The following is a 24,028-nucleotide window of genomic DNA, read 5'->3' on the forward strand; positions in this document are numbered from 1 at the left end:
CGCCAGATGTTAGATCACAGTGCGTGCTCGAACTGTCGCTCCTGGGCGCTGTGCAGCGAGTGCACGGTGACGAACTGCGGTTCGATGCGCACATAGACCGGGTCGAAGAGCTCCCCGTCGACGTACAGCGGCCCGGAGCCGAAGAGTTCGAGCTCGGCGTTGGTCGGTTCGAAGATCTCGGCGGTGCCGGTGAACTGGACGGACCACAGCTCGTCGGCGCTGGAGTTGAAATTGTCCGCGCCGTACGCCACCACGCTGCCGTTGCAGGCCTGGTGGTGGCCGAATCCGGTGTGCATGCGCAGCAGCACCCGGCCCTCCACCACGACGTGCCTGGCGACGGCCAGGAACGGCAGGGCTCGCATGCTCGTCGCGACTCGGCCGTACGGGACGCGGCGGAGCATCTCGATGGCGTGGAGTTCCTCGGAAGACTCGTAAGGCATGGACTTCACTCTCGGACACCTTCCGGGTGCCCGGAAGGGACGTAGGTCCCGAGATAAGTCCCGCTGTGATAACGATCAGGAACTCTCTGTCATCACGGCCGAGGCCCTCGCCGCCGTCAGCGGTGCGAGTGGTTCTCCTCCGCCTGCTTGCGCGCCACGTAGGCGGCGGCCTGCGAGCGGCGTTCCATGCCCAGCTTGGAGAGCAGGCTGGAGACGTAATTCTTGATCGTCTTCTCGGCGAGGTGCAGCCTTTCGCCGATCACCCGGTTGGTCAGGCCCTCGCCGATCAGGTCCAGGATCTTGCGTTCCTGCTCGGTGAGGTTCGCGAGCCTGCTGTCGCTCTTGGGGCTGTTGCCCGAGCGCAGCCGCTCCAGGACCCGGGCGGTGGCCACCGGGTCGAGCAGTGACTTGCCGGCCGCGACGTCCCGCACGGCGTTCAGCAGCTCATTGCCGCGGATCGCCTTGAGTACGTAACCGGACGCACCCGCCATAATCGCGTCGAAAAGGGCTTCGTCGTCCGCGTACGAGGTCAACATCAGGCATTTGATGTCCTCGTTCTGTGAACGGACCTCGCGGCAGACCTCCACACCGCTGCCGTCGGGCAGGCGCACATCGAGAACGGCCACGTCCGGACGGGTCGCGAGGATCCTGACCAGGGCATCTGCCGCTGTTCCCGCCTCGCCGACGACCTCGATGTCATCCTCGACGGAGAGCAGCTCATGGACGCCGCGGCGGACGACCTCGTGGTCGTCAACCAGAAATACCTGGATTTTTCCATCTTCGCGCACGCCGTCATCCTCACACACGAACTCTTCCCGTGCCGCTGGTGAGCGGGATAACGTGCCGTTGTTCCGGCGGCCTGCAAGGCTGTGACCAGTGGTTGTTCCCGAATTCCTCGATTTACTTGGAAATCCAAGCAAAATCGCAGGTCAAATGGGGTTTCGCAGTTGTGCGAAGCACTGGGTAACGTGCCTGTGGCAGGGCGCTCGCCGGGGCACCTGTCACGCCTGTTCCCGGCCGAGTCGCACCCACCCCGTGCACGAGGACGGGTACAGGCGAGCCGCACTGGTCACCGGCTACCCCGGGGGCCGGACAGACGGAGGAGCACGCACGTGACCGTGGAGAGCACTGCCGCGCGTAAGCCACGACGCAGCAGCACCAAGCGCGTCAGCGCCAAGAAAGCCCAGCCTGCCGAGACCGGGAGGGATCCCGAGCTCGTACAGCTGCTCACGCCCGAGGGCGTCCGGGTCGAGCACCCGGACTACGCGATCGACCTGAGCGCGGACGAGCTGCGCGCGCTGTACCGGGACATGGTCCTCACGCGTCGCTTCGACGCCGAGGCGACCGCGCTGCAGCGCCAGGGCGAGCTGGGCCTGTGGGCCTCGCTGCTCGGCCAGGAGGCCGCCCAGATCGGCTCCGCCCGCGCCCTGCGCGACGACGACTACGTCTTCCCGACGTACCGCGAGCACGGAGTCGCCTGGTGCCGTGGGGTCGACCCGACCAATCTGCTCGGCATGTTCCGTGGTGTGAACCACGGCGGCTGGGACCCGACGACCAATAATTTCCATCTGTACACGATCGTCATCGGCTCGCAGACGCTGCACGCGACCGGTTACGCGATGGGTGTCGCCAAGGACGGCGCGGACTCCGCGGTCGTCGCGTACTTCGGTGACGGCGCCTCCAGCCAGGGCGACGTGGCGGAAGCCTTCACCTTCGGCGCGGTCTACAACGCCCCGGTCGTCTTCTTCTGCCAGAACAACCAGTGGGCGATCTCCGAGCCCACCGAGAAGCAGATGCGCGTCCCGCTCTACCAGCGTGCGCAGGGCTACGGCTTCCCTGGCGTCCGCGTCGACGGCAACGACGTCCTGGCCTGCCTGGCCGTGACCCGCTGGGCGCTGGAGCGCGCCCGCCGCGGCGAGGGTCCGACGCTGGTCGAGGCGTTCACGTACCGGATGGGCGCCCACACCACCTCCGACGACCCGACCAAGTACCGGGCGGACGAGGAGCGCGAGGCCTGGGTGGCGAAGGACCCGATCCTGCGGGTGCGCGCGTACCTGGAGAACGAAGGCCTGGCCGACGAGGCGTACTTCGCCGGCCTTGAGGACGAGAGCGAGACGCTCGGCAAGCGGGTCCGCGAGGCGGTACGGGCGATGCCCCAGCCCGACCAGTTGGCGATCTTCGAGAACGTCTACGCCGACGGGCACGCGCTCGTCGACGAGGAGCGCGCGCAGTTCCTCGCCTACCAGGCGTCCTTCACCGAGGGCTCTGCGTCCGAGGAGGGCAACTAATCATGGCCGCACAGAAGTTGCCTCTCGCCAAAGCGATCAACGAGTCGCTGCGCAAGGCCCTCGAAACCGACCCCAAGGTCCTGATCATGGGTGAGGACGTCGGCAAGCTCGGCGGCGTCTTCCGGGTCACCGACGGGCTCCAGAAGGACTTCGGCGAGGACCGGGTCATCGACACCCCGCTCGCCGAGTCCGGCATCGTCGGCACGGCGATCGGCCTGGCGCTGCGGGGCTACCGCCCGGTCGTGGAGATCCAGTTCGACGGGTTCGTCTTCCCCGCGTACGACCAGATCGTCACGCAGCTCGCGAAGATGCACGCCCGCTCGCTCGGCAAGATCAAGATGCCGGTCGTCATCCGCATTCCGTACGGCGGCGGCATCGGCGCGGTCGAGCACCACAGCGAGTCCCCCGAGGCGCTCTTCGCGCATGTCGCGGGCCTCAAGGTGGTCTCGCCCTCCAACTCGTCCGACGCCTACTGGATGATGCAGCAGGCCATCCAGAGCAACGACCCGGTGATCTTCTTCGAGCCGAAGCGGCGCTACTGGGACAAGAGCGAGGTCGACACCGAGGCCATTCCGGGCCCGCTCCACAAGGCCCGTGTCGTACAGGCCGGTTCGGATCTGACGCTCGCCGCGTACGGTCCGATGGTGAAGGTCTGCGTCGAGGCGGCAGCCGCCGCGGCCGAGGAGGGCAAGTCCCTCGAAGTCCTCGACCTGCGCACGATGTCCCCCATCGACTTCGACACGATCCAGACGTCGGTGGAGAAGACACGCCGCCTGGTGGTGGTGCACGAGGCTCCGGTCTTCTACGGTTCGGGCGCGGAGATCGCGGCCCGTCTCACGGAGCGGTGCTTCTACCACCTGGAGGCGCCGGTGCTGAGGGTGGGCGGCTACCACGCCCCGTATCCGCCCGCCCGCCTGGAGGACGAGTACCTGCCGGGCCTCGACCGGGTACTCGACGCCGTCGACCGCTCGCTTGCGTACTGAGGAGAGCCGTGACGATGACTGAGACCCAGACTTCCCAGCGCTTCCGTGAGTTCAAGATGCCCGACGTGGGCGAGGGACTCACCGAGGCCGAGATCCTCAAGTGGTACGTCCAGCCGGGCGACACCGTCACCGACGGCCAGGTCGTGTGCGAGGTCGAGACCGCGAAGGCGGCCGTCGAGCTCCCCATCCCGTACGACGGTGTGGTGCACGAGCTGCGCTTCGGCGAGGGCGTGACGGTCGACGTCGGCCAAGTGATCATCACCGTCGACGTGGCTCCGGGCACGGCGCTGCAGGCCGCCGCTCCCGAACCGGTGGCCGAGGCGACCCCCGCAGCCGCTCCCGCCGAGGACGACGCGCCCAAGGGCCGTACGCCGGTCCTCGTCGGCTACGGCGTGTCCGAGGCGTCCACCAAGCGCCGCCCGCGCAAGGGCAACGGTGCGGCTGTTCCTGAACAGGCGGAGCCGGCCCAGCAGGTGGCCGCCGCGATCCAGGCGGAGATGAACGGCCACGGCGCGGCGGCCCCGGCCGCCGCCGGGTCCTCCGGGCGTCCGCTGGCCAAGCCCCCGGTCCGCAAGCTCGCCAAGGACCTCGGCATCGACCTCGCGACGATCACGCCGACGGGCCCGGACGGGGTCGTCACCCGCGAGGACGTCCACGCGGCGGTGGCCGCACCGCAGGCGCAGCCGGTCGCCGAGCCCGCCGCGGTCGCGTCGGCGCCGGTGGCCGTGGCAGCGGACGCGGGTGCGCGGGAGACCCGTACGCCGATCAAGGGCGTCCGCAAGGCCATCGCGACGGCCATGGTGAACAGCGCCTTCACCGCGCCGCACGTCACCGAGTTCGTCACGATCGACATCACGCGCACGATGAAGCTCGTCGAGGAGCTGAAGGCCGACAAGGACATGGCCGGGGTGCGGGTCAACCCGCTGCTCCTCATCTCCAAGGCCCTGCTGGTCGCCATCAAGCGCAACCCGGACGTCAACGCCGCCTGGGACGAGCCGAACCAGGAGATCGTGCACAAGAGCTACGTGAACCTGGGTATCGCCGCCGCCACCCCGCGCGGTCTGATCGTCCCGAACATCAAGGACGCGCACGCCAAGACGCTGCCCGAACTGGCGGCTTCGCTGGGCGAGTTGGTGACTACGGCCCGCGAGGGCAAGACGTCACCGGTGGCGATGCAGGGCGGCACGGTGACCATCACCAACATCGGCGTCTTCGGCATCGACACGGGCACGCCCATCCTCAACCCGGGCGAGTCCGCGATCCTCGCGGTCGGTGCGATCAAGCTCCAGCCGTGGGTCCACAAGGGCAAGGTCAAGCCCCGCCGGGTGACGACGCTGGCGCTCTCCTTCGACCACCGCCTGGTCGACGGCGAGCTGGGCTCCCGGGTCCTCGGAGACGTCGCGGCGATACTGGAACAGCCGAAGCGGTTGATCACTTGGGCCTGATCAGCTGGACCTGACGGTCATGTGTGTGCGGCGCCGAGTCCGACTCGGCGCCGCACACGGCGTTGTGGCCCGGTCAGGCGTAGGACGCGAGCAGCTCGTCGAGGGTCCACACGGTGGCGGCAACGCCGGACGTACGCGCCAGGTAGCGATCCCGCTCGACGAGGATGTTCAGATCGCCGCAGCCGAGCTGGTTGCAGGCGTGTTCGACCAGCGTGCTTCCCGTGCTTCCTCCGCTGATCAGTGCCCTGAGGTGCTCGGCACCCCATTCCACCTCGTTGAGGGCCCACGGCGCGGTCCCGTCGACGACCGTTCTGAGCACGCCGCTCAGCCGCTCGGCACACGTACGCCGGACCCGGCCGTCAGACAGCTGCGCGATGTGGTTCCCGGTCTCGATGATCGCCGTCACCGGAAGCAGCAGATCGCACTCCCGGTTCTCGCGCTTGCGCTTCAGCTCTCCGATGACCTTCTCCCGGTCCTGGCACTTACCCGGCACACCGAGGAGGTTGCACAGAATCGACGTATCCACGAATTCGACTCGACGGCCCATGGATCAGCCGATCCCGAGCAGCCGGTCGAATTCCGTGTAGTCGTGGTCCGCCCGTCGCTCGGCCCGCAGTCTTCCCTGGGTGACCACATCGCCCAGCGTCCCCGCCGCCATCGCGGTCGGGTATCCGTCGAGATCGGTGAGGCGGGTCAGCCGGCTCGTCCCCGACTCGCGGTCCCGTGAGCAGACGACGACGCCCGCGTGGTCCGCGCTCTCCAGTGCGGACAGCAGGGCCGGACTGTGCGTCGTGATGAGCACACGCGTCCGGCTCTCCGCGCCTGCCTGCCGAACCAGGTGCAGGACCTTGGATGCCTGGGAGGGGTGCAGCCCGTTCTCCAGCTCCTCGATGACCAGCGTGAGGGAGCGCTCCGCCGCCGCCTCCGGGTTGGACGGCCCGAGATCCAGGCCGTCACCACCGGTCAGCAGGGACGTGGTGATGGCGAGGAAGCGCAGCATTCCGTCGCTCATCTCCCTGGCCGGTGTGAGACCGAGGGGCCCCTCGTTCAGCGCCAGCATGACGTCGCCGAGCTCGGAGCGGGTCACGGCGAGCGTCTCGATGTCGTGGTCGGCCAGACCTCGCAGCAACTCCACCAGACGTACGAACAGTTCCTCGTCCCGGCGCTGGACGTTGCCGATCGCCGCGGAGAGGTTCTCGGCGGTACGCCGCAGCCGGATGTCGCGGGCCGGGACGTACTGCCGCATGAGATGCGGTACGGGGTCCAGGTGGAAGGCGCCGGTCAGTACGGCCAGCATGCTTTCCGCTGCCCAGACCGTGTCGACCTCCCCGCCGGAGTCACCCGGCACATGCAGAGGAAGCTGTGATGTCAGCAGCCGGGAGTTACGGAAGGGGCCGCTGGGGTTTCGGCCACGCTTGCCGTTGTGCCAGGCGGCGTGGATGTCTCCCCGGTGGGGCGTTGGTTCACCGCTCGTCAGGAGTGGCTTGGTTCCCCCGGCTGTCGGGCCGAGCAGCCGCTCTTCGATGATCCGCACCTCGGGTTCGACCTGCACGGTCACATCGAGGCGGATCGGCCCGTACTCGGTGCTTACGGTGCAGCCGAGGGAAAAGCGGTCGTCACCGTGCGGTACGCATCCGGCGAGTCCGCCACGCACTGGACCCGCTGCGCTGCGCCGGCTTTCCAAGGCCTCCGTGATGTCCTCCCCACGCGCGAGGCGGGACAGCACTTCAAGACCGTCGAGCGCGTTGGACTTGCCGCTGCTGTTCCGCCCGATGAGCACGGTCAGTGGCGCGAGCTTGAGTACCTCACCGCGGAAGCTCTTGAACGCGGTGAGCCGGACCTCTTCCAGGGCGTGGCCAGTCACGCCGACCACGCTATCCCAGCTCGCCAGGCGGGGCGCTGATCCCGCCCGGCACGAGATCCAGTTCCGCCCACACGGTCTTGCCCACGGTGAGCGGCTCGGCGCCCCACCGGGTCGCGAGGGCCGCGACGATGGTGAGGCCCCGCCCGAATTGCTCGTCGTCCAGCGCGCGGCGCGGCTGCGGGTGGCGTTCGCCGCGCGGATCGGTGACGGCGATACGTAACGCCTTTTCCAGCAGCTTCACTTCGACCCGGAACAGCCGGTCCCGCAGGCACCCGTGCAGCAGCGCGTTCGCCGCGAGTTCCCCGGCGATGAGCGCGGCGTCCCCGGCGAGTCCCGGATGCCCCCACGCGCAGACGACGTGCGCGACGCGGCGCCGGGCGACGGTGACGTTCTGGGTGTACGGGACGTAGCTGACGACGTCGGTCGGGCTCGCGCTGGTCATGGACGCGTACCTCCTTGTACGGGCCTACGCCGTACCGGTGTTGGCGGTGTCCCTGCCGCTCCGCGCAGCGCGGAGCGGTGCACTTCCGCCGGACGGCTCCGCTCGGTGAGCGGGTGCGTACTAAAGGTAGTGGTGTACTTCTCTGCCAGGCAAGTATGACGGGCATAGAATTTTCTTGCGGACAGGTTGTGGTGGTTGGCTGCGAAGAAGCAAACTGTGGCAACTCATCAGGAGGCAGGAGCGAATGGCGGGCTCGAATCCGGATCGTGGAGTGTCGGTGTCGACGGTGCTCGGCCGTCGTCTTGGCGGTGACCTGCTGCGGATGCGCGAAGCGCGCGGGTTGCGTCAGGCCGCAGCAGCGGAATCGCTGACCGCTTCGGTGGCCAAGGTCGCGAAGATGGAGCGAGGACTGGTGCCGATGCGGGATCCGGATGTCCGGGCGCTGTGCCACCTCTACGAGGAGCGGGATGAGCGAGCCATAGGCCGACTGCTGGAGCTGGCCAAGACGGACCGGGACCGCCGGAAGGCGAAGGGCTGGTGGAATCAGTACCCGGAGCTGCGTTCCATGATGGAGTACGTGGCGCTTGAGGACATCGCCACGAGTATCCGTACATGGCAACTGGCGATCGTGCCGGGCCTCTTGCAGACGTCTGACTACGCGACGGCGCTGGCTGTGGGGGACGGCAGCTGGAAAGATCTCGCGGACATCGATCCGTTCGTCGAGTCGCGGATGGCGCGGCAGACCCGGCTGGGTGGAGAACAACCGCTGCAACTCTGGGCCGTTCTGCACGAGGGTGCGTTGCGCCAACTCGTAGGTGGCCGGGCTGTCATGAAAGACCAGCTCGGCCACCTGTCTGACGTGGCGCGGAAGTCCACGATCCGTCTCCAGGTCGTGCCGTTCCTGACGGGTGCACACCCGGGGATGACCAGCGCGTTCACGATCGTCTCGTTCGCTGAGCCCAGCGCCATGGATGTGGTGCACATGGATACCACCTCGACTACGCTTTGGCTGGAGTCAGAAGATGATGCTCGTCGTCACAACGCCATCTTTGACCGCATCACGCACCACGGGCTTTCGCAGGGCAAGTCCCTCGCCCTGCTCGATCAGATCCGTAGGGAGCTTTGAGGCATGGAGACGTTCGACTTCGTGAAGTCCAGCCACAGTGGCGGCGCCGCGGAGCAAGAGTGCGTCGAAGTTGCCCTCAACGTCCCTGGCACCGTCGCCGTTCGGGACTCCAAGGACGCCGCCGACCGCCTCCTTTGCGTCACCCCCGCTGCGTGGGACGCCTTCTGTAGGGAGCTGTAGAAATGCCGCAGTTCGAGTTCATGAAGTCCAGCTACAGCAGCGGCAATGGCGAGTGCGTCGAAGTCGCCCTCAACATCCCCGGCGCCGTAGCCGTACGCGATTCCCAGCGTCCCGCCGGCCCCCTGGTCCTCCTCACCCCCGCCGCGTGGGCCGCCTTCGGGGCCCATGTCGCGGCCGGGGTGCGCTGAGGCGCGGTCCAGGGGGTGCGGCTGCGCAAGCTGACCCGCCCACCCGGCAGGTCAGGACAGCTTCGGCATGTCGCCCTTCGTCGTAGTGAGGTCGATCACCGAGAACGCCGCGCCCGCCGGGTCGGTGACCGCCGCGAACCGGCCGAACGGGCTGTCCATCGGCCCGAACTGAAGCTTTCCGCCGAGCCCGGTCGCCTTCGCCACCGCCGCGTCGCAGTCCTCGACCGCGAAGTACACGTTGACGAACGACGGGACCTCCGGCGGGAAGTCGTCCGTCATCTTCATCCGGCCCAGGACGGTCTCGTCGCCGACGTCGAAGAGTTTGAAGTCGATCGCGTCGTCCTCCATCCGCCGCACGGTGTACGGGAAGACGGCAGGGAAGAACGCGTCCGACTTCTCCGCGTCACGGGTGAAGACCTCGGACCAGGCGTACGCGCCCGGCTTGCCGACCGCCTCGAAGCCCTCGTGCGTGTTTCCCTGCCAGACGCCGAAGACCGCGCCCCCGGGGTCGCGGGCGATCACCATCGAGCCGAAGTCGGCGACCTGCATCGGGTCCACCAGTACTTCACCGCCGTTGTCACGGATCTTCTGGGCGGTGGCGGTGACGTCCGGCGATGCGAGATACAGGCACCAGCTCGAAGGGCTGTCGTCCTGTCCGGGCATCGGGGGCGCGACGGCGGCCACGGCCTTCCCGTCCGAGTACGCCTGCGTGTAGTTGCCGAACTCCGGCGCACTCTCGCCGAAGGTCCAGCCCAGTACGTCACCGTAGAAGCTCTTCGCGGCTTCCACGTCGGCGAATGTGGCGTCGGCCCAACAGGGCGTTCCTTCTGTCTGCACGGCCATGGCTCTGATCACTTCCTGGTTGGGGTTCGTCCTGCTTTCACGGTAGTCAGGTAGGGGCCGACCCGCGCGGGGAAAGTTTGCGAAATCGGGCACGCCGACTCGCTCCCGGCTTGCTGTCCGCCCGCTCCGTTCCGCGATGCGGACGCGTCTTTCTGTTGCACCTGTGTTGTATCTATGCTGTGCGCATGCCTGCCGCTCCCCCCGCCGCCCCCCGTTCTCCCGTCGCTGCCCCCGCCAAGCAGCCGCCCGCCGCCGAGCGCGTCTACGCGTACATCAAGCGCGCGGTGCTCGACCGCCGCTACGAGGGTGGCACCCTCCTCACCGAGGGCGACCTCGCCGACGCCGTGGGGGTGTCCAGGACGCCGGTGCGCGAAGCGCTGCTGCGGCTGGAGGTCGAGGGGCTGATCAAGCTCTATCCCAAGAAGGGCGCCCTCGTGCTCGCCGTGTCGGCGCAGGAGATCGCCGATGTCGTGGAGACCCGGCTGCTCGTCGAGGAATTCGCGGTGCGGCGCGTCATGCCCGGGTCCCCCGCGCTGATCGCACGGCTGGAGGAGCTCCTTGAGGAGCAGCGGCAGCGCGCGGAGGAGGGCGACCTGGCGGAGGTCGCCGTCACCGACCGGTGTTTCCACGCCGAGATCGTGCGGCACGCCGGGAATCAAATCCTGATGCGGCTGTACGACCAGCTCCGCGACCGGCAGCTGCGCATGGGCGTCACCATCATGGAGGCGCACCCCGACCGCATCGCGAAGAACATCACCGAGCACGCCGAGCTGCTCGACGCCATCCGCGCCGGTGACGAGGAAGGCGCCGCGCAGTGTGTGCGCCGGCACGTCAGCCGCGTCCGGGTGCTGGTCAGAGGGGACGACCGATGAGCGCGGTCCCGCTCCCCGGCGACCCGCCCGGTGGCCGCCGCGCCGCCGCGATGTGGGGCATCGGCGTCGCCGTGTACTTCGTCGCGGTCATCTTCCGTACGAGCCTGGGCGTGGCGGGACTCGACGCCGCCGACCGGTTCGACGTCAACGCCTCCGCGCTGTCGACGTTCTCCATCCTCCAGCTCCTCGTGTACGCGGGCATGCAGATACCCGTTGGCCTGATGGTCGACCGGTGGGGGACGAAGAAGGTCCTGACCCTGGGCGTGGTGCTGTTCACCGTCGGCCAGCTCGGCTTCGCGCTCTCTCCCTCCTACGGCACCGCGCTGGCCGCCCGCGCGTTGCTCGGCTGCGGCGACGCGATGACGTTCATCGCCGTGCTGCGGCTCGGCGCCCGCTGGTTCCCGGCCCGGCGCGGACCGTTGATCGCCCAGGTCGCGGCGCTGTGCGGGATGGCGGGCAACCTCGTCTCCACGCTGGTCTTCGCCCGGATGCTGCACGGCGTGGGCTGGACCGCGACCTTCGCGGGCAGCTCGCTGGCGGGGGTGCTCGTGCTCGTACTCCTGACGCTGTTCCTCAAGGACCACCCCAAGGGGCACGAGCCCGCGCCCGCCGAACACGCGGGCGGTGCGTACGCCCGCAAGCAGATCGCGGCCTCCTGGCGCGAGCCGGGGACGCGGCTGGGGATGTGGGTGCACTTCACCACGCAGTTCCCGGCGATGGTGTTCCTGCTGCTGTGGGGGATGCCGTTCCTGGTGGAGGCGCAGGGGCTCTCGCGGGCCACGGCCGGTGAGCTGCTGACGCTCGTGGTGCTGTCCAACATGGCGCTGGGCCTGGTCTTCGGGCAGGTCATCGCCCGCCACCACGAGGCCCGTGGCCCGCTCGCCCTCGGCACGGTCGGGGCGACCGCCCTGCTGTGGGCGGCCACCCTCGCGTATCCGGGTGACCACGCGCCGATGTGGCTGCTGATCACGCTGTGCGCGGTGCTCGGCGCGTGCGGTCCGGCGTCGATGATCGGCTTCGACTTCGCCCGCCCGGCCAACCCGCCGCAGCGCCAGGGCACCGCGTCCGGGATCGTCAACATGGGCGGCTTCACCGCCTCCATGACCACGCTGCTCGCGGTGGGTCTGCTGCTCGACGCCACCGGCGACAACTACCGGATCGCGTTCGCCTCGGTCTTCGTCCTTGAGGCGCTGGGGATCGTGCAGATCCTGCGGCTGCGGAAGCGGACGGCCCGCCGCGAGCGGGACCATCTGGTCGCCAGTCGCGTCGAGGCGGTGCACGTCCCGGTGTAGTGGGCGTTACGGCGTTACGGCGAAGGCCCGCAGAATCGTGTCCGCCAGCTCGGCGTCGCCCTCGACCTTGATCCGGTCGGCGACCGTGTCGTAGCGGACCCGGCCGCAGGCCAGCCGTACGTACGTCTCCCAGTCCAGCGCGAGTGTCGCCAGCGGGCCCAGCGACGGCGTGCCGTCCACCGTGCCGCGGCCCTGCGCGTCGACGCGGACCGTGCGCATGAATTCGAGCGGGCCGTGCACATCGACGACGATCGCCGAATTCGCCGGGGCGCCCGCGTCCTTCGCGACGACTCTCGCCAGGCCCTGCAACAGCACGTCCCGGGTGACGAACGCGCCGGGGGAGTCGAGATTGCCCGGCATGCCGAGCGTGGCCCGCAGATCCTGCTCGTGCACCCAGATGTCGAACGCCCGCATCCGCATGGCCAGTTCGAGGGTCTGCTCGGTGCCGAGCGGGGCACGGACCTTGGCGTCAGGGGCGCGGGTCTCGTTGCGGAGCTGGCGCGCGCGCCGGATGATCGTGTACTCTAGCTCGGAGGTCATCTCGGGCGCCGTGTGATGGCGCCGCACATCGACCTGCATCTCCGTGTACCTGGCGAACTCCGAGGTCACATGGAAGAGATCGCGCGGCAGAGTGTGGATCGGGCGAGGATCGCCGAGCATCTCGCACTCCATGCCGATGACGTGCGAGACGATGTCGCGCACCGACCAGCCTGGGCACGGTGTGCGGCGGTTCCACTCGCCTTCGACGAGCGGAGTCACCAGCTCGGATATCGCTTCTACGGAGTGGGTCCAGGATTCGGCGTAGGTCTGGAGGCTGGGATGGACGGTCACGGGACCCCTCGTGCGGTTCAGTGGCGGTGGAGCGGGCTGGGCGGCGGCGGGTTGGCCGACGGGACGGCTTACTGGGTTGCGTGGGAGGCTCGCACGCTAAGTTACGCTGCCCCGTGGCACCCCGGCAGTGCTTTGGTGTGACGATCGTAGGCCCGTGTTGACGGCTCGAATGCCAGGACGGTGGTACTGTGCGCGCCTCCCTCATCCAGATCGCTGTAGACCCGGACGAATCAGTCAATTCCCGTCGGCAGCGCGTCGCTTCCCTGGTGCGCGAGCAGCGCGGGGTCGACCTCGTGGTCCTGCCGGAGCTCTGGCCCGTCGGTGCTTTCGCCTATGAGTCGTTCGTCGCCGAGGCCGAACCCGTCGAGGGCGCGACGTACGACGTGATGTCCAAGGCGGCCCGGGACGCCGGGGTTTGGCTGCACGCCGGGTCGATCGTCGAGCGGGACCCGGAAGGGCCGCTCTACAACACCTCGCTGGTCTTCTCCCCCGACGGTGAACTCGCCCGCACCTACCGGAAAATCCACCGCTTCGGCTTCGACAAGGGCGAGGCCGTGATGATGGGGGCAGGCGAGGAACTCGTCACCGTACGGACCGACGAGCTCACCTTCGGCCTCGGCACCTGCTACGACCTGCGCTTCCCCGAGCTCTTCCGCGGCCTGGTCGACGCGGGCGCGCAGGCCTTCGTGGTCCCGGCCGGCTGGCCCGCCCGGCGCCGTGAGCACTGGACGCTGCTGGCCCGCGCCCGCGCCGTCGAGAACCAGGCGTACGTCCTGGCCTGCGGCACGGCCGGCACGCACGCCGGAGTCGAGCAGGCGGGGCACAGCATCGTGGTCGACCCGTGGGGCGAGGTGCTCGCCGAGGCGGGCACGGCCGAGGAGGTCCTCACCGTCGATCTCGACCCGGCGAAGGTCACCACGACGCGCGAGCAGTTTCCGGCGCTGAAGGACCGCCGTCTGCGCTGACGGCCGTCAGTCGTCCTTGTCGGCCATCCGGATCACGCACACCGCGACCGCGATCAGCAGCGCCGTGTCGGCGTCCTCGCGCACCACGTTCACCGCGTACGTCTCGCGCATCCGGAACCACTTCCGCGAGATGTGGGCCAGCAGTTCACCGTCGTACTCGATGGTGAACTCGCGGTCCAGGATCCGGCCGCTGACATCCAGCTCGGTGCCCTCGACGAGCTCCACGCGATAGTGGTTGCGCAGCAGCGAGAGCCGCTTCTTGCGCACCGTCGCGAGCTGCTCGTCGCCCCGCTCGATGGTCATGGTGTCGCGCAGACTGAGCATTTTCGCGCGCAGGGTGATCAGGACCTGGCCGGTGGGGTCCTTGATCTCCAGGGTGTCGCGCAGCCGCAGCGCCTTGCCGTCGACGAGGAAGGCCTGCTGTCCGGTCTCGTCCTCGATCCAGTAGTCGTCACCGATGGCGAAGATCTTGTCGCGCACGAGATATTTCATGGCGGGACGCCTACCCCGGAATGACCGCTATGGACGTGATGTTGGATAGGGGTATGGCATCACGTGCACGTGTCCGGGCCCCCGAACTGATCGGCAAGGGCGGCTGGCTCAATACAGGCGACAGGCAGTACACCCTCGCCGAGCTGCGAGGACGCATCGTCGTCCTCGACTTCTGGACCTTCTGTTGCATCAACTGCCTGCATGTCCTCGACGAGCTGCGCGAGCTGGAGGAGAAGCACCGGGACACGGTGGTGATCATCGGCGTTCACTCGCCGAAGTTCGTGCACGAGGCCGAGCACCAGGCGGTCGTCGACGCCGTCGAGCGCTACGAGGTCCACCACCCCGTCCTCGACGACCCCGAGCTCGCGACCTGGAAGCAGTACGCCGTGCGGGCCTGGCCCACGCTCGTGGTCATCGACCCCGAGGGGTACGTCGTCGCGCAGCACGCGGGCGAGGGGCACGCGCACGCCATCGAGAAGCTCGTCGAGGAGCTGGAGGCGGAGCACGGCGCGAAGGGCACGCTGCGGCGCGGCGACGGGCCGTATGTCGCGCCCGAGCCGGTCGCCACCGATCTGCGCTTCCCGGGCAAGGCGATACTGCTGCCCGACACCGGCACCTTCCTGGTCTCGGACTCGACGCGGCACCAGCTGGTCGAGCTGGCGGCGGACGGCGAGAGCGTCCTGCGGCGGATCGGCGGACCTGGCGACTTCAAGGAGCCGCAGGGCCTCGCGCTGCTGCCGGACGGCCTGGTCGTGGTGGCCGACACGGTCAACCACCGGCTCCGTACGTTCGACCCCGCGACCGGCGCCATCGAGACCGTCGCCGGTACCGGCAGACAGTGGTGGCAGGGGTCCCCGGACTCGGGGCCCGCGCTCGACGTCGCGCTGTCCTCGCCCTGGGACGTGGCCTGGTTCGCGGGCAAGGTGTGGATCGCGATGGCCGGCGTGCACCAGCTGTGGACGTACGACCCGGGGACCGGCGTCGTCGCGGCGGCGGCCGGGACGACCAACGAGGGTCTGGTGGACGGGCCCGCGGCCGAGGCGTGGTTCGCGCAGCCCTCCGGGCTCGCGGCGACCGAGGACCGGCTGTGGGTGGCCGACTCCGAGACGAGCGCCCTGCGGTACGTCGACCTCGACCTGGTGGTGCACACGGCCGTCGGGACCGGGCTCTTCGACTTCGGGCACCGCGACGGCCCGGCCGGTCAGGCCCTCCTCCAGCACCCGCTCGGTGTGACGGCGCTGCCCGACGGGTCGGTGGCGGTCAGCGACACCTACAACCACGCGCTCCGGCGCTACGACCCGGCGTCCGGCGAGGTGACGACCCTGGCCACGGATCTGCGGGAGCCGAGCGACGCCGTGCTGATCGGGGACGACATCGTGGTCGTCGAGTCCGCGCGCCACCGACTGACCCGGCTGCGGCTGCCCGAGGAGGCGGTGCGGGTGGAGGCCGTGGCCCACCGGACGCAGCGTGCGGCGACCGAGGTGGCGCCGGGGAAGCTGCTGCTCGACGTGGTGTTCCGGGCGCCGGCCGGCCAGAAGCTGGACACCCGCTACGGTCCGTCGTCGAGGCTGCTGGTGTCGGCCACACCTGCCGAGCTGCTGGTCGCGGGGGACGGCGCCGGGGCCGACCTGAGCCGGGAGCTGGAGCTGAACCCCGAGGTCACCGAGGGTGTGCTGCACGTCTCGGCGATGGCCGCCTCGTGCGACGACGACCCGGCGAACGAGTACCCGGCCTGTCATGTGCATCAGCAGGACTGGGGCGTTCCGGTCGTCGTGACCGCGGCGGGGACGGACCGGCTGGCGCTGGTGCTCGCGGGGATGGACGCGTGAGGCGGCCGGGGGGCTGAGCGGGGAGAGCGGCCGGGGACGGGCGCGCGGGCCCTCCGGTCCGGCCGGGCAGGTCCGCCCAGTACGGCCGGGTGAGCCCGCGGGTACCGAGGGCGGGGCCGGCTGGACGGGCGGGTGAGCCCGCGGGTACCGAAGGCGGAGCCGGTGGAACGGGGGCGGGTGGGAGCGGTCCGTCGAGTCGGCGGCCCGTTGCTCAGCGGGCCGCCGCCAGCCGGGCCAGCGCCTGTTCGTAGCGCTGCTGGTACTCCTCCTCGGCCGTCATCCGCAGCAGTACGGACAGCGCGCCGCAGGCGCCCTCGTCGTACCCCTCGCGCTCCGCGAGCCCCGCGGCCCCCATCAGCTGCATCAGGGCCTCCTCGCACTTGCCCAGCGCGGCCAGGGCTTCGCCGCGCGCGGTGAACAGCAGGACGCGCCGGGTCATGGAGCCGTCACCGAGGCGCAGGGCGAGGCCGCTCTCCGCGTGGCGCAGCGCCTCCTCGTGGGCGCCCGCGGTCAGACAGTGCCGGGCGAGATGCTGGTAGGCCAGGATCTCCGTCTGGCGGTCGTCGGCCTGTTGGGCGAGGGCCACGGCGCGGGCGCAGCTCTCGCGGGCCTCGGCCAGGTCGTCGCCCGCCGCCTGCGCGACGGCCAGGTTGACGAGCCCGACCGCTTCGTCGGCCCGCTTGCCCGGGGCGGCGGTCTCCTCGGGGGGTGGGGCCAGCTCCAGGTGCGGCTCCGTCGTCCGGCGGCCCTGCCCCGGAGGGCGTTCCCGGGGCGGAGCGGCCGAAGGGGCTGGGGCGTTGGGCGCACGGTGGTCCGTCGGGCCGGGCTCCTCGTGCTGCAGGATCAGTCCGTACGCCTCCTGGAGCACCCGGCCGGGGGCCGCCCCGATCTCGTCCGCGAGCAGCCGCCGGGTGCGGTGGTACCAGTCGATGGCGTCCGGCCGGCGCCCCGCCCGGTACAGCGCCACCATCAGCGCGCCGGCCAGGGATTCGCGCATCGGGTGCGCGACGGCCTCGGCGCGCAGCACGGTGACGGCCCTGGTGTGCTCGCCCAACTGCCCGTAGCGGTGGGCCAGATCCTCGACGGTGAGCAGCCGGGTCTCCGTCAGGGTGTGGGCGGCGGCACGCAGTGGCTCGCTGTCGACGGTGCCGGCCAGTGCGGGCCCCCGCCACAGAGCGAGGGCCTCACGCAGCATCAGGATGCTGTCGGCGGGGCGCCGCTGGTGGGCGGCGAGCCGCACCAGTTCGTCGAAGCGGTGCGCGTCGAGTTGGGGACCGGTCAGGCGCAGGACGTACGCCGCCGGTCCCTGCGCGGTCAGTTCGACGCCCCGCCCGGCCGCGCCGCCGTCGTGCAGGAGCGTCCGCAGGTGCGAGACGTGGCTCTGGACGACGGTGTGGGCGTGGGCGGGCGGGGCGTGCTCCCAACTGGCCTCGATCAGCTGGTCGGTGGTGACCACCGTGTTGGCCCGCAGGAGCAGCGCGGCCAGCATGCTACGGCGCTTGGCGGGCCCCAGGGAAAGCTCTTCGGATTCGGTGGCGACGGATACGGCTCCGAGCAACCGGAACTCCACAGGCATTCCCCCTTGTTGAGGAGGCAAGAATACCGCCGTGGCGCTCGGTTCTGGCCTGTGGTTGCACCGGTGCGCCGGTCACTCGTAGCGGCGGTGGCGCTCCTCCACGATCGGGGCGTCGGGAGCGGACAGATGCGTGGTGCGGCGCCGCTTCAGCACGCTGGTGTACACGGCGATGCCGATGATGCCGACCAGCATCATGATCAACCCGACCATGCGGAGATTGACGCCCTCCATTTGCCAGTCGGTGGCAAACGTGAGGATCGCTCCCACCACGACTAGGGCTATACAGCCACCCAGGCCCATATGACTCGCCTCCGGACTTCGATTGGCTGTTCCCGGTTCGGAACGTCTCGGTCCGTCATCGCGTACCCGGACCCGGAACAGCCATGCTCGGAGGCGCCGTTCGACTTCTCGGGGCTCCTCAGACCTTGAGGAAGGCGGTCATCGCGTTGGCCAGGAGGTAGGGGTCGTCCGCCCCGCACAGCTCGCGGGCGCTGTGCATGGAGAGGATCGCGACGCCGATGTCGACGGTCTGGATGCCGTGCCTGGCGGCGGTGATCGGGCCGATCGTGGTGCCGCACGGCACGGAGTTGTTCGACACGAAGTTCTGCCAGGGCACTTCGGCCTTCTCGCAGGCCGCCGCGAACACGGCCCGCCCGCCGCCGTCCGTGGCGTACCGCATGTTGACGTTGACCTTCAGGATGGGGCCGCCGTTGACCTGCGGGTGGTGCGTTGGGTCGTGGCGCTCCGGGTAGTTGGGGTGGACGGCGTGTCCGGTGTCGGAGGACAGACAGACCGTCGAGGCGAAGGCGCGGGCCTTGTCCTCGTAGCTGCCGCCGCGGGCGAACACGGAGCGCTCCAGGACCGTGCCGAGCAGCGGCCCGTCCGCGCCGGTGTCCGACTGCGAGCCGTTCTCCTCGTGGTCGAAGGCGGCCAGCACGGGGATGCTGGTGAGACCGTCCGCGCCGGCGGACGCGGCGAGCGCGGCGACCCCCGCGTGCACCGAGATCAGGTTGTCCATGCGGGGGCCGGCCACCATCTCGCGGTCACGGCCCAGGTACGACGGGGCTTCGAGGGCGTGCGCCAGCAGGTCCCAGCCGATGACGTCGCCGGCGGCGATGCCCTCCTCCTGCTCCAGGAACCGGATCAGGTCGCCCTCGGCGACCTGGCCGAGTCCCCAGATCGGCTGCATGTGCCGCTGCTTGTCGAGCTTGAGGCCCTCGGTGTTGACCGAGCGGTCCATGTGCACGGCCAGCTGCGGGACGCGCAGCAGCGGCCGGTCGATGTTCACCAGGCGGTGCGAGCCGTCGCGCAGGATCAGCCGGCCCGCGATGCCCAGGTCCCGGTCGAGCCAGGTGTTGAGCAGCGGTCCGCCGTAGATCTCGACGGCGACCTGCCGCCAGCCCTGGGTGCCCATGTCGGGCTGCGGTTTCACATGCAGGTGCGGCGAGTCCGTGTGCGCGCCGATGATCCGGAACGGCGTGTGGGCGTCGGCGCCCTCAGGTACGTACCAGGCAATGAGCGCGCCGCCGCGCAGTACGTACTTTCCACCCGTTGTCGCATCCCAGACTTCGCTTTCGGCGACGTGCCGGAAACCGGCCTTCTCCAGTCGCTCCGCGGCGTCGGCCACGGCGTGGTACGGCGACGGGTTGGCCGCCAGGAAGGTCATCAGGTCGTCGGTGTGGCCGCGATCGAAGCGGACGGATGCGCTCATGGGATCACCATAACTAGGGGCCCGAGGCGCCTGCCTCAGGGACTGGGGGAGGGATTTCGCGAGGGTGAAGTGAGGGTGAAGTGGGCGGGCGACAGAGGTCTTTGCGGCCTACAGACCGGGCGGACGGTCGAACCGGCGCTGCATCGTGCGGCGTTCGCCGCGGCGCAGCGGCGGCAGCATGCGGGGCGCTCCGGGCGGGCGCTGCTGCTGCTGGCGGCGGCCCACGCAGAAGAGGCAGCCCTCGCCGGGGGGCGCGGTCGGGTCGATGGGCGAGCCGGGGTGCTCGGAGCAGCCCGACGCGTTGCGCGGCCGGGAGAGCTCGCGGGCCACGATGAACGCGCGGTGCAGGGTGTCCGCCAGCTCGACGTACTGCTCGGCGGGGGAGGAGACGGACACGGCGAACGCCTGGTCGTTGACCAGCTGGAGGTGGTGCTTGAGGATGTCCGGCGTGTACGGCGGGTCGGGCACGGGGTAGCCGAGGCGGCGCTGCTCGGCCGGCGCGGGGATGCTGCGCTCGCCGCGGCGGCGGCGGCCGTTGCAGAGCAGGCAGCGGCCCCAGCCCGCCGGGGCCTCGGGGTCGAGGGCGCCGTTGGGGTGCTGGGCGCAGCCGGTGTGGCTCTTGACCGGGGCCAGGTCGGCGGCCGTCTTGAACGCGACATAGAGGGTGTCGGCCACCGGCTCGTACTCAAGGGGGTGTGAGCCGTCGTACAGCTCGCGGACCAGGTCGCCCACCGAGCCGAGCTTTCCGCGCAGCTCGCCCAGCGCGTACGGCCGGCCGGCCGGGACGGAGTAGCCTCCGCCTCTGCGGGATTCCTTGGGACTCATGTTGTCCAGCGTCGCACGTGCCACCGACAACGGGCCGCGACCTTCGGAAAGAAGGTCCCGGCCCGCTGTGGGCGGTTGATTCGGGCGTTGGCCGAGTTTCGCCTAGAAGGCCGCCTCGTCCAGCTCCATCAGGGACTGGTCGACGGACTCGGCCAGCGCGCGCTGCACCGAGACGCCCGGCAGGACGTTCTCGGCGAAGAACTTCGCGGCGGCGATCTTGCCGGTGTAGAAGGGGACGTCCTTCGGGGACGCGGTCGGCAGCTTCTCGGCGGCCACTGCGGCGCCCTTGAGCAGCAGGTAGCCGACGACGACGTCACCGGAGGCCATCAGCAGCCGGGTGGTGTTGAGGCCGACCTTGTAGATGGACTTGACGTCCTGCTCGGTGGCCGCGAGGTCGGTCAGCATGGCGCCGACGATGGCCTCCAGGTCCACGGCCGCCTTGGCGAGCGAGTCGCGGGCCGTGGCCAGGCCCTCGCCGCCGGTGCCGACCGCGAGGAACTTCTTGATGTTCTCGGCGAGCGTGTTCAGCGCGGCGCCCTGGTTACGGACGATCTTCCGGAAGAAGTAGTCCTGGCCCTGGATCGCGGTGGTGCCCTCGTAGAGGGTGTCGATCTTGGCGTCCCTGATGTACTGCTCGATCGGGTATTCCTGCAGGTAGCCGGAGCCGCCGAAGGTCTGCAGGGACTGCGCGAGCTGCTCGTAGGACTTCTCGGAGCCGTAGCCCTTGACGATCGGCAGCAGCAGGTCGTTCAGGCCGCTGAGCGCCGAGACGTCCTCGCCCGCGGCTTCCTGGGCGGCGATCTCGTCCTGGACGGACGCGGTGTAGAGGACCAGGGCGCGCATGCCCTCGGCGTACGCCTTCTGCGTCATGAGCGAGCGGCGGACGTCGGGGTGGTGCGTGATGGTGACCTTGGGGGCGGCCTTGTCCATGAAGTTCGCCAGGTCGGGACCCTGGACGCGCTCCTTGGCGTACTCCAGGGCGTTCAGGTAGCCCGTGGAGAGCGTCGCGATGGCCTTCGTGCCGACCATCATGCGGGCGAGCTCGATGATGCGGAACATCTGGCGGATGCCGTCGTGCCGGTCGCCGATCAGGTAGCCCTTGGCAGGGCGCTGGTCGCCGAAGGTCATCTCGCAGGTGTTGGAGGCCTTGAGGCCCATCTTGTGCTCGACGTTCGTGGCGTAGACGCCGTTGCGCTCGCCCAGCTCGCCGGTCTCGAAGTCGAAGTCGTACTTGGGCACCATGAAGAGGGACAGGCCCTTGGTGCCCGGTCCCGCGCCCTCGGGGCGCGCGAGGACGTAGTGAAGGATGTTCTCCGACATGTCGTGCTCGCCGGACGTGATGAAGCGCTTCACGCCCTCGATGTGCCAGGAGCCGTCGTCCTGCGGCACGGCCTTCGTGCGGCCGGCGCCGACGTCCGAGCCGGCGTCCGGCTCGGTGAGGACCATGGTGGAGCCCCACTGCTTCTCGACCGCGATCTTCGCGGCCCGCTTCTGCTCGTCGGTGCCCTCGGTGAACATGATGCCGGCGAAGGCCGGGCCGGACGAGTACATCCACACCGCCGGGTTCGCGCCGAGGATCAGCTCCGCGTACGCCCAGATCAGCGTCGCGGGGGCGGTGGTCCCGCCGATTTCCTCGGGGATGCCCAGACGCCAGTACTCGGAGTCCATGTAGGCCTGGTAGCTCTTCTTGAACGCGGCGGGGACCGGCGCGGTGTTCGTCGCCGGGTCGAAGACCGGCGGGTTGCGGTCGGCGTCGGTGAAGGACGCGGCCAGGTCGTTCTCGGCGAGACGAGCGATTTCGTCGAGGATGCTCTTGGCGGTCTCGACGTCCATCTCCGCGAACGGGCCGGTGCCGTACAGCTTGTCGCGGCCGAGTACCTCGAAGAGGTTGAACTCGATGTCGCGGAGATTCGACTTGTAGTGCCCCATGACGACGGCTCCGTAAGGGTTCGGGAGGAAGGATGCTCGTACGCATACCAATCAGTAGCTATCATCATGCTACCCGTCGGTAATAAGAAGCAACCTCTCCTCGCGCATCTGTGACTAAGTACGCTTGTGCGCATGTACGGCTACGACCAGAACCAGGCAGGGCAGCAGCAGCAGCAGTACGCGCCGCCGCAGCCTCAGCCCCAGGGCGGCTACCCGGAGCAGCCGCTCTACCCGGAGCCGTCTCCGCCCTCGCTCGCCGACGGTGTGCGCGCCTTCACCACCGGATCGCTGTCCGCCGAGGACTTCCAGCAGATCTTCGCCACGTCGAAGGTCTACTGCCCGCGCGGCGACAATCCGGGATTTCTCGCGCTGCACAACACCCAGCAGCCGGTCATCCCGATGTTCACCTCGCTCAAGGAGCTGCGCAGGTACGCGGGCAAGGAGTCCAAGTACTTCGTGATCACCGGCGCGGAGGTGGTCGACCTGCTGCCCACCGGGTACGGCTTCGTCCTCGACATGGAGGGCGAGCACCGGATGGTGTTCGACGCGAAGGCGGTGGAGCAGATGGTCGACTTCGCGATGCGTCGGATGTATGGCTGAGCGCCATTACGGCGCAAGCGGCTAGAGCCGGGGTTGTGCGGGCGGGGCCGGGTACCTCTTGGGTGCCCGGCCGCCCCTTCGGCGTTCGGGCGCCCCTCGGGCGCTCGTGGGAATAGGACACTCTTGCGGGAAGTTCACCCTTCAACTAAGTTGAATGATGGACAACCTGAAGGAGGCTGTCGTGCCCGCAGTGACCGTAGAGAACCCGTTGACCCTGCCGAAGGTCGGAGTACCGGCCGAGGGGGTGGCGCGTCCGCGTCCCGTGCTGGCCGTCACGACCGCCCCCAGCGGCTTCGAGGGAGAGGGCTTCCCGGTCCGCCGGGCCTTCTCCGGCATCAACTACCAGCACCTCGATCCGTTCATCATGATGGACCAGATGGGCGAGGTGGAGTACGCGGCGGGCGAGCCCAAGGGCACGCCCTGGCATCCCCACCGCGGCTTCGAGACCGTCACGTACCTGATTGACGGAACGTTTATTCACCAGGACAGCAACGGTGGCGGCGGCACGATCCAGAACGGCGACACTCAGTGGATGACCGCCGGGTCCGGCCTGCTGCACATCGAGGCGCCGCCGGAGTCGCTGGTCATGTCCGGCGGTCTCTTCCACGGCCTTCAGCTGTGGGTGAACCTCCCGGCGAGCGACAAGATGATGGCCCCCCGCTACCAGGACATCCGCGGCGGCCAGGTCCAGCTGCTCGCCTCGCCCGACGGCGGTGCGCTGCTGCGCGTCATCGCGGGTGAGCTGGACGGGCATCAGGGTCCGGGTGTCACCCACACCCCGATCACGATGATCCACGCGACGATCCGGCCCGGCGCGGAGGTCGCACTCCCGTGGCGGGAGGACTTCAACGGGCTGGCGTACGTGCTGGCCGGGCGCGGCTCGGTCGGTACCGAGCGGCGCCCCGTCCACAAGGGCCAGACCGCGGTCTTCGGCGAGGGCGGGTCGCTGATCGTCCGCGCGGACGAGCGGCAGGACTCGAACACGCCGGACATGGAGGTCGTGCTGCTCGGCGGCCGGCCGATCCGGGAGCCGATGGCGCACTACGGGCCGTTCGTGATGAACAGCCAGGCCGAGCTCAAGCAGGCGGTCGAAGACTTCCAGTCGGGCCGCCTCGGCACCGTACCGGCGGCGCACGCCTGACCCCGGGGGCGAGCCGCGCCCGCCCGCCCGGCCCCTGCGGGTGGATCCCGCCGTCGGCCCCCGAAAGGCCGGGTGTCCCCTCCACCCGAGGGGGCACCCCGGCCTTTCGTCCGCCGCGCCCGCCCCCGACGGCCGGAGTCCGGCCCCGCGGGCCGAGCGAGGTGTC

The 24,028-nt window shown here is 69.6% G+C and carries 25 protein-coding genes; 12 read left to right on the plus strand and 13 right to left on the minus strand.

Going from position 1 to position 24,028, the window contains the following annotated elements:
* Positions 1 to 14 precede the first annotated feature (14 nt).
* Both ACLLJJ_RS18675 and ACLLJJ_RS18680 read right to left on the minus strand, forming a co-directional pair.
* Positions 15 to 440 (minus strand): pyridoxamine 5'-phosphate oxidase family protein, encoded by a 426-nt coding sequence (locus ACLLJJ_RS18675; RefSeq protein ID WP_434592749.1) that lies wholly within the window; start codon positions 438 to 440, stop codon positions 15 to 17.
* 116 nt (positions 441 to 556) lie between these two features.
* Positions 557 to 1,228: a response regulator gene (locus ACLLJJ_RS18680; protein ID WP_434592752.1), complete on the minus strand. Its 672-nt coding sequence runs from the start codon at positions 1,226 to 1,228 to the stop codon at positions 557 to 559.
* Between the two features lie 324 nt (positions 1,229 to 1,552).
* Here ACLLJJ_RS18680 and pdhA point away from each other — a divergent pair, with 324 nt between their 5' ends.
* From pdhA to ACLLJJ_RS18695, 3 genes are read left to right on the plus strand one after another with little or no spacing between them, the layout of a single operon-like run.
* Positions 1,553 to 2,728 carry a pyruvate dehydrogenase (acetyl-transferring) E1 component subunit alpha gene (pdhA, locus tag ACLLJJ_RS18685; protein ID WP_434592755.1) on the plus strand — a complete coding sequence of 392 codons (1,176 nt, stop codon included), beginning with the start codon at positions 1,553 to 1,555 and terminating at the stop codon, positions 2,726 to 2,728.
* Positions 2,729 to 2,730: 2 nt separating this feature from the next.
* Positions 2,731 to 3,711, plus strand: a complete 981-nt coding sequence (locus ACLLJJ_RS18690) for an alpha-ketoacid dehydrogenase subunit beta (protein ID WP_434592757.1) — start codon at positions 2,731 to 2,733, stop codon at positions 3,709 to 3,711.
* A 14-nt stretch (positions 3,712 to 3,725) separates the two neighbouring features.
* Entirely contained in the window at positions 3,726 to 5,156 is a 1,431-nt protein-coding gene (locus ACLLJJ_RS18695; RefSeq protein ID WP_434592759.1) for a dihydrolipoamide acetyltransferase family protein, read from the plus strand.
* A gap of 73 nt (positions 5,157 to 5,229) precedes the next feature.
* On the opposite strand, the gene ACLLJJ_RS18700 is transcribed toward ACLLJJ_RS18695, so the two are convergent.
* Genes ACLLJJ_RS18700 through ACLLJJ_RS18710 form a run of 3 tightly spaced genes read right to left on the minus strand, consistent with a single transcriptional unit; the run spans position 5,230 to position 7,462 of the window.
* The gene (locus ACLLJJ_RS18700) at positions 5,230 to 5,682 is read right to left on the minus strand and encodes a hypothetical protein (protein ID WP_434592760.1); all 453 of its coding nucleotides are present in this window, start codon (positions 5,680 to 5,682) and stop codon (positions 5,230 to 5,232) included.
* Positions 5,683 to 5,706: 24 nt separating this feature from the next.
* Positions 5,707 to 7,020, minus strand: a complete 1,314-nt coding sequence (locus ACLLJJ_RS18705; protein ID WP_434592761.1) for an AAA family ATPase — start codon at positions 7,018 to 7,020, stop codon at positions 5,707 to 5,709.
* 10 nt (positions 7,021 to 7,030) lie between these two features.
* A complete protein-coding gene (locus tag ACLLJJ_RS18710) occupies positions 7,031 to 7,462 on the minus strand; it encodes an ATP-binding protein (protein WP_434592763.1) in 432 nt (143 codons plus the stop codon).
* A gap of 244 nt (positions 7,463 to 7,706) precedes the next feature.
* Here ACLLJJ_RS18710 and ACLLJJ_RS18715 point away from each other — a divergent pair, with 244 nt between their 5' ends.
* From ACLLJJ_RS18715 to ACLLJJ_RS18725, 3 genes are read left to right on the plus strand one after another with little or no spacing between them, the layout of a single operon-like run.
* Positions 7,707 to 8,588, plus strand: a complete 882-nt coding sequence (locus ACLLJJ_RS18715; protein WP_434592765.1) for a helix-turn-helix domain-containing protein — start codon at positions 7,707 to 7,709, stop codon at positions 8,586 to 8,588.
* Between the two features lie 3 nt (positions 8,589 to 8,591).
* Positions 8,592 to 8,768 carry a DUF397 domain-containing protein gene (locus ACLLJJ_RS18720; protein ID WP_434592767.1) on the plus strand — a complete coding sequence of 59 codons (177 nt, stop codon included), beginning with the start codon at positions 8,592 to 8,594 and terminating at the stop codon, positions 8,766 to 8,768.
* Positions 8,769 to 8,770: 2 nt separating this feature from the next.
* Positions 8,771 to 8,956: a DUF397 domain-containing protein gene (locus ACLLJJ_RS18725; protein ID WP_434592769.1), complete on the plus strand. Its 186-nt coding sequence runs from the start codon at positions 8,771 to 8,773 to the stop codon at positions 8,954 to 8,956.
* Between the two features lie 51 nt (positions 8,957 to 9,007).
* On the opposite strand, the gene ACLLJJ_RS18730 is transcribed toward ACLLJJ_RS18725, so the two are convergent.
* Entirely contained in the window at positions 9,008 to 9,799 is a 792-nt protein-coding gene (locus ACLLJJ_RS18730; protein ID WP_434592772.1) for a VOC family protein, read from the minus strand.
* A 185-nt stretch (positions 9,800 to 9,984) separates the two neighbouring features.
* On the opposite strand from ACLLJJ_RS18730, the gene ACLLJJ_RS18735 reads away from it, so the two are divergent.
* Together ACLLJJ_RS18735 and ACLLJJ_RS18740 are read left to right on the plus strand one after the other, a co-directional pair.
* Positions 9,985 to 10,671: a GntR family transcriptional regulator gene (locus ACLLJJ_RS18735; protein ID WP_434592775.1), complete on the plus strand. Its 687-nt coding sequence runs from the start codon at positions 9,985 to 9,987 to the stop codon at positions 10,669 to 10,671.
* The gene (locus tag ACLLJJ_RS18740; protein ID WP_434592778.1) at positions 10,668 to 11,963 is read left to right on the plus strand and encodes an MFS transporter; all 1,296 of its coding nucleotides are present in this window, start codon (positions 10,668 to 10,670) and stop codon (positions 11,961 to 11,963) included. Before ACLLJJ_RS18735 ends, ACLLJJ_RS18740 begins: the two co-directional genes overlap by 4 nt.
* Before the next feature lie 6 nt (positions 11,964 to 11,969).
* On the opposite strand, the gene ACLLJJ_RS18745 is transcribed toward ACLLJJ_RS18740, so the two are convergent.
* On the minus strand, positions 11,970 to 12,794 hold the full coding sequence (locus tag ACLLJJ_RS18745) for a maleylpyruvate isomerase family mycothiol-dependent enzyme (protein WP_434592781.1): 825 nt from the start codon (positions 12,792 to 12,794) through the stop codon (positions 11,970 to 11,972).
* A gap of 188 nt (positions 12,795 to 12,982) precedes the next feature.
* Between ACLLJJ_RS18745 and ACLLJJ_RS18750 the strand changes: the two genes are divergently transcribed.
* Positions 12,983 to 13,759: a carbon-nitrogen family hydrolase gene (locus ACLLJJ_RS18750; RefSeq protein ID WP_434592784.1), complete on the plus strand. Its 777-nt coding sequence runs from the start codon at positions 12,983 to 12,985 to the stop codon at positions 13,757 to 13,759.
* Between the two features lie 6 nt (positions 13,760 to 13,765).
* Here ACLLJJ_RS18750 and ACLLJJ_RS18755 read toward each other — a convergent pair whose 3' ends face one another.
* Entirely contained in the window at positions 13,766 to 14,251 is a 486-nt protein-coding gene (locus ACLLJJ_RS18755; RefSeq protein ID WP_434592787.1) for an LURP-one-related/scramblase family protein, read from the minus strand.
* Positions 14,252 to 14,304: 53 nt separating this feature from the next.
* On the opposite strand from ACLLJJ_RS18755, the gene ACLLJJ_RS18760 reads away from it, so the two are divergent.
* Complete coding sequence (locus ACLLJJ_RS18760; RefSeq protein ID WP_434592790.1) at positions 14,305 to 16,080, plus strand: thioredoxin-like domain-containing protein; 1,776 nt, start codon at positions 14,305 to 14,307, stop codon at positions 16,078 to 16,080.
* Between the two features lie 211 nt (positions 16,081 to 16,291).
* On the opposite strand, the gene ACLLJJ_RS18765 is transcribed toward ACLLJJ_RS18760, so the two are convergent.
* From ACLLJJ_RS18765 to ACLLJJ_RS18785, 5 genes are all read right to left on the minus strand, one after another.
* On the minus strand, positions 16,292 to 17,656 hold the full coding sequence (locus tag ACLLJJ_RS18765; RefSeq protein ID WP_434592793.1) for a BTAD domain-containing putative transcriptional regulator: 1,365 nt from the start codon (positions 17,654 to 17,656) through the stop codon (positions 16,292 to 16,294).
* Between the two features lie 72 nt (positions 17,657 to 17,728).
* The gene (locus ACLLJJ_RS18770) at positions 17,729 to 17,956 is read right to left on the minus strand and encodes a DUF6458 family protein (RefSeq protein WP_434592796.1); all 228 of its coding nucleotides are present in this window, start codon (positions 17,954 to 17,956) and stop codon (positions 17,729 to 17,731) included.
* 118 nt (positions 17,957 to 18,074) lie between these two features.
* Positions 18,075 to 19,367, minus strand: a complete 1,293-nt coding sequence (locus tag ACLLJJ_RS18775) for a M18 family aminopeptidase (protein ID WP_434592799.1) — start codon at positions 19,365 to 19,367, stop codon at positions 18,075 to 18,077.
* 108 nt (positions 19,368 to 19,475) lie between these two features.
* Entirely contained in the window at positions 19,476 to 20,192 is a 717-nt protein-coding gene (locus ACLLJJ_RS18780) for a hypothetical protein (RefSeq protein ID WP_434592802.1), read from the minus strand.
* Between the two features lie 102 nt (positions 20,193 to 20,294).
* Entirely contained in the window at positions 20,295 to 22,121 is a 1,827-nt protein-coding gene (locus ACLLJJ_RS18785; protein ID WP_434592805.1) for an acyl-CoA dehydrogenase, read from the minus strand.
* Between the two features lie 132 nt (positions 22,122 to 22,253).
* Between ACLLJJ_RS18785 and ACLLJJ_RS18790 the strand changes: the two genes are divergently transcribed.
* Together ACLLJJ_RS18790 and ACLLJJ_RS18795 are read left to right on the plus strand one after the other, a co-directional pair.
* Entirely contained in the window at positions 22,254 to 22,721 is a 468-nt protein-coding gene (locus ACLLJJ_RS18790; RefSeq protein ID WP_434592808.1) for an SseB family protein, read from the plus strand.
* Between the two features lie 181 nt (positions 22,722 to 22,902).
* Complete coding sequence (locus ACLLJJ_RS18795) at positions 22,903 to 23,862, plus strand: pirin family protein (protein WP_434592811.1); 960 nt, start codon at positions 22,903 to 22,905, stop codon at positions 23,860 to 23,862.
* Positions 23,863 to 24,028 lie beyond the last annotated feature (166 nt).

Origin of the sequence: Streptomyces sp. A5-4, from assembly GCF_051131715.1 — a bacterium.
Lineage (GTDB): Bacteria > Actinomycetota > Actinomycetes > Streptomycetales > Streptomycetaceae > Streptomyces.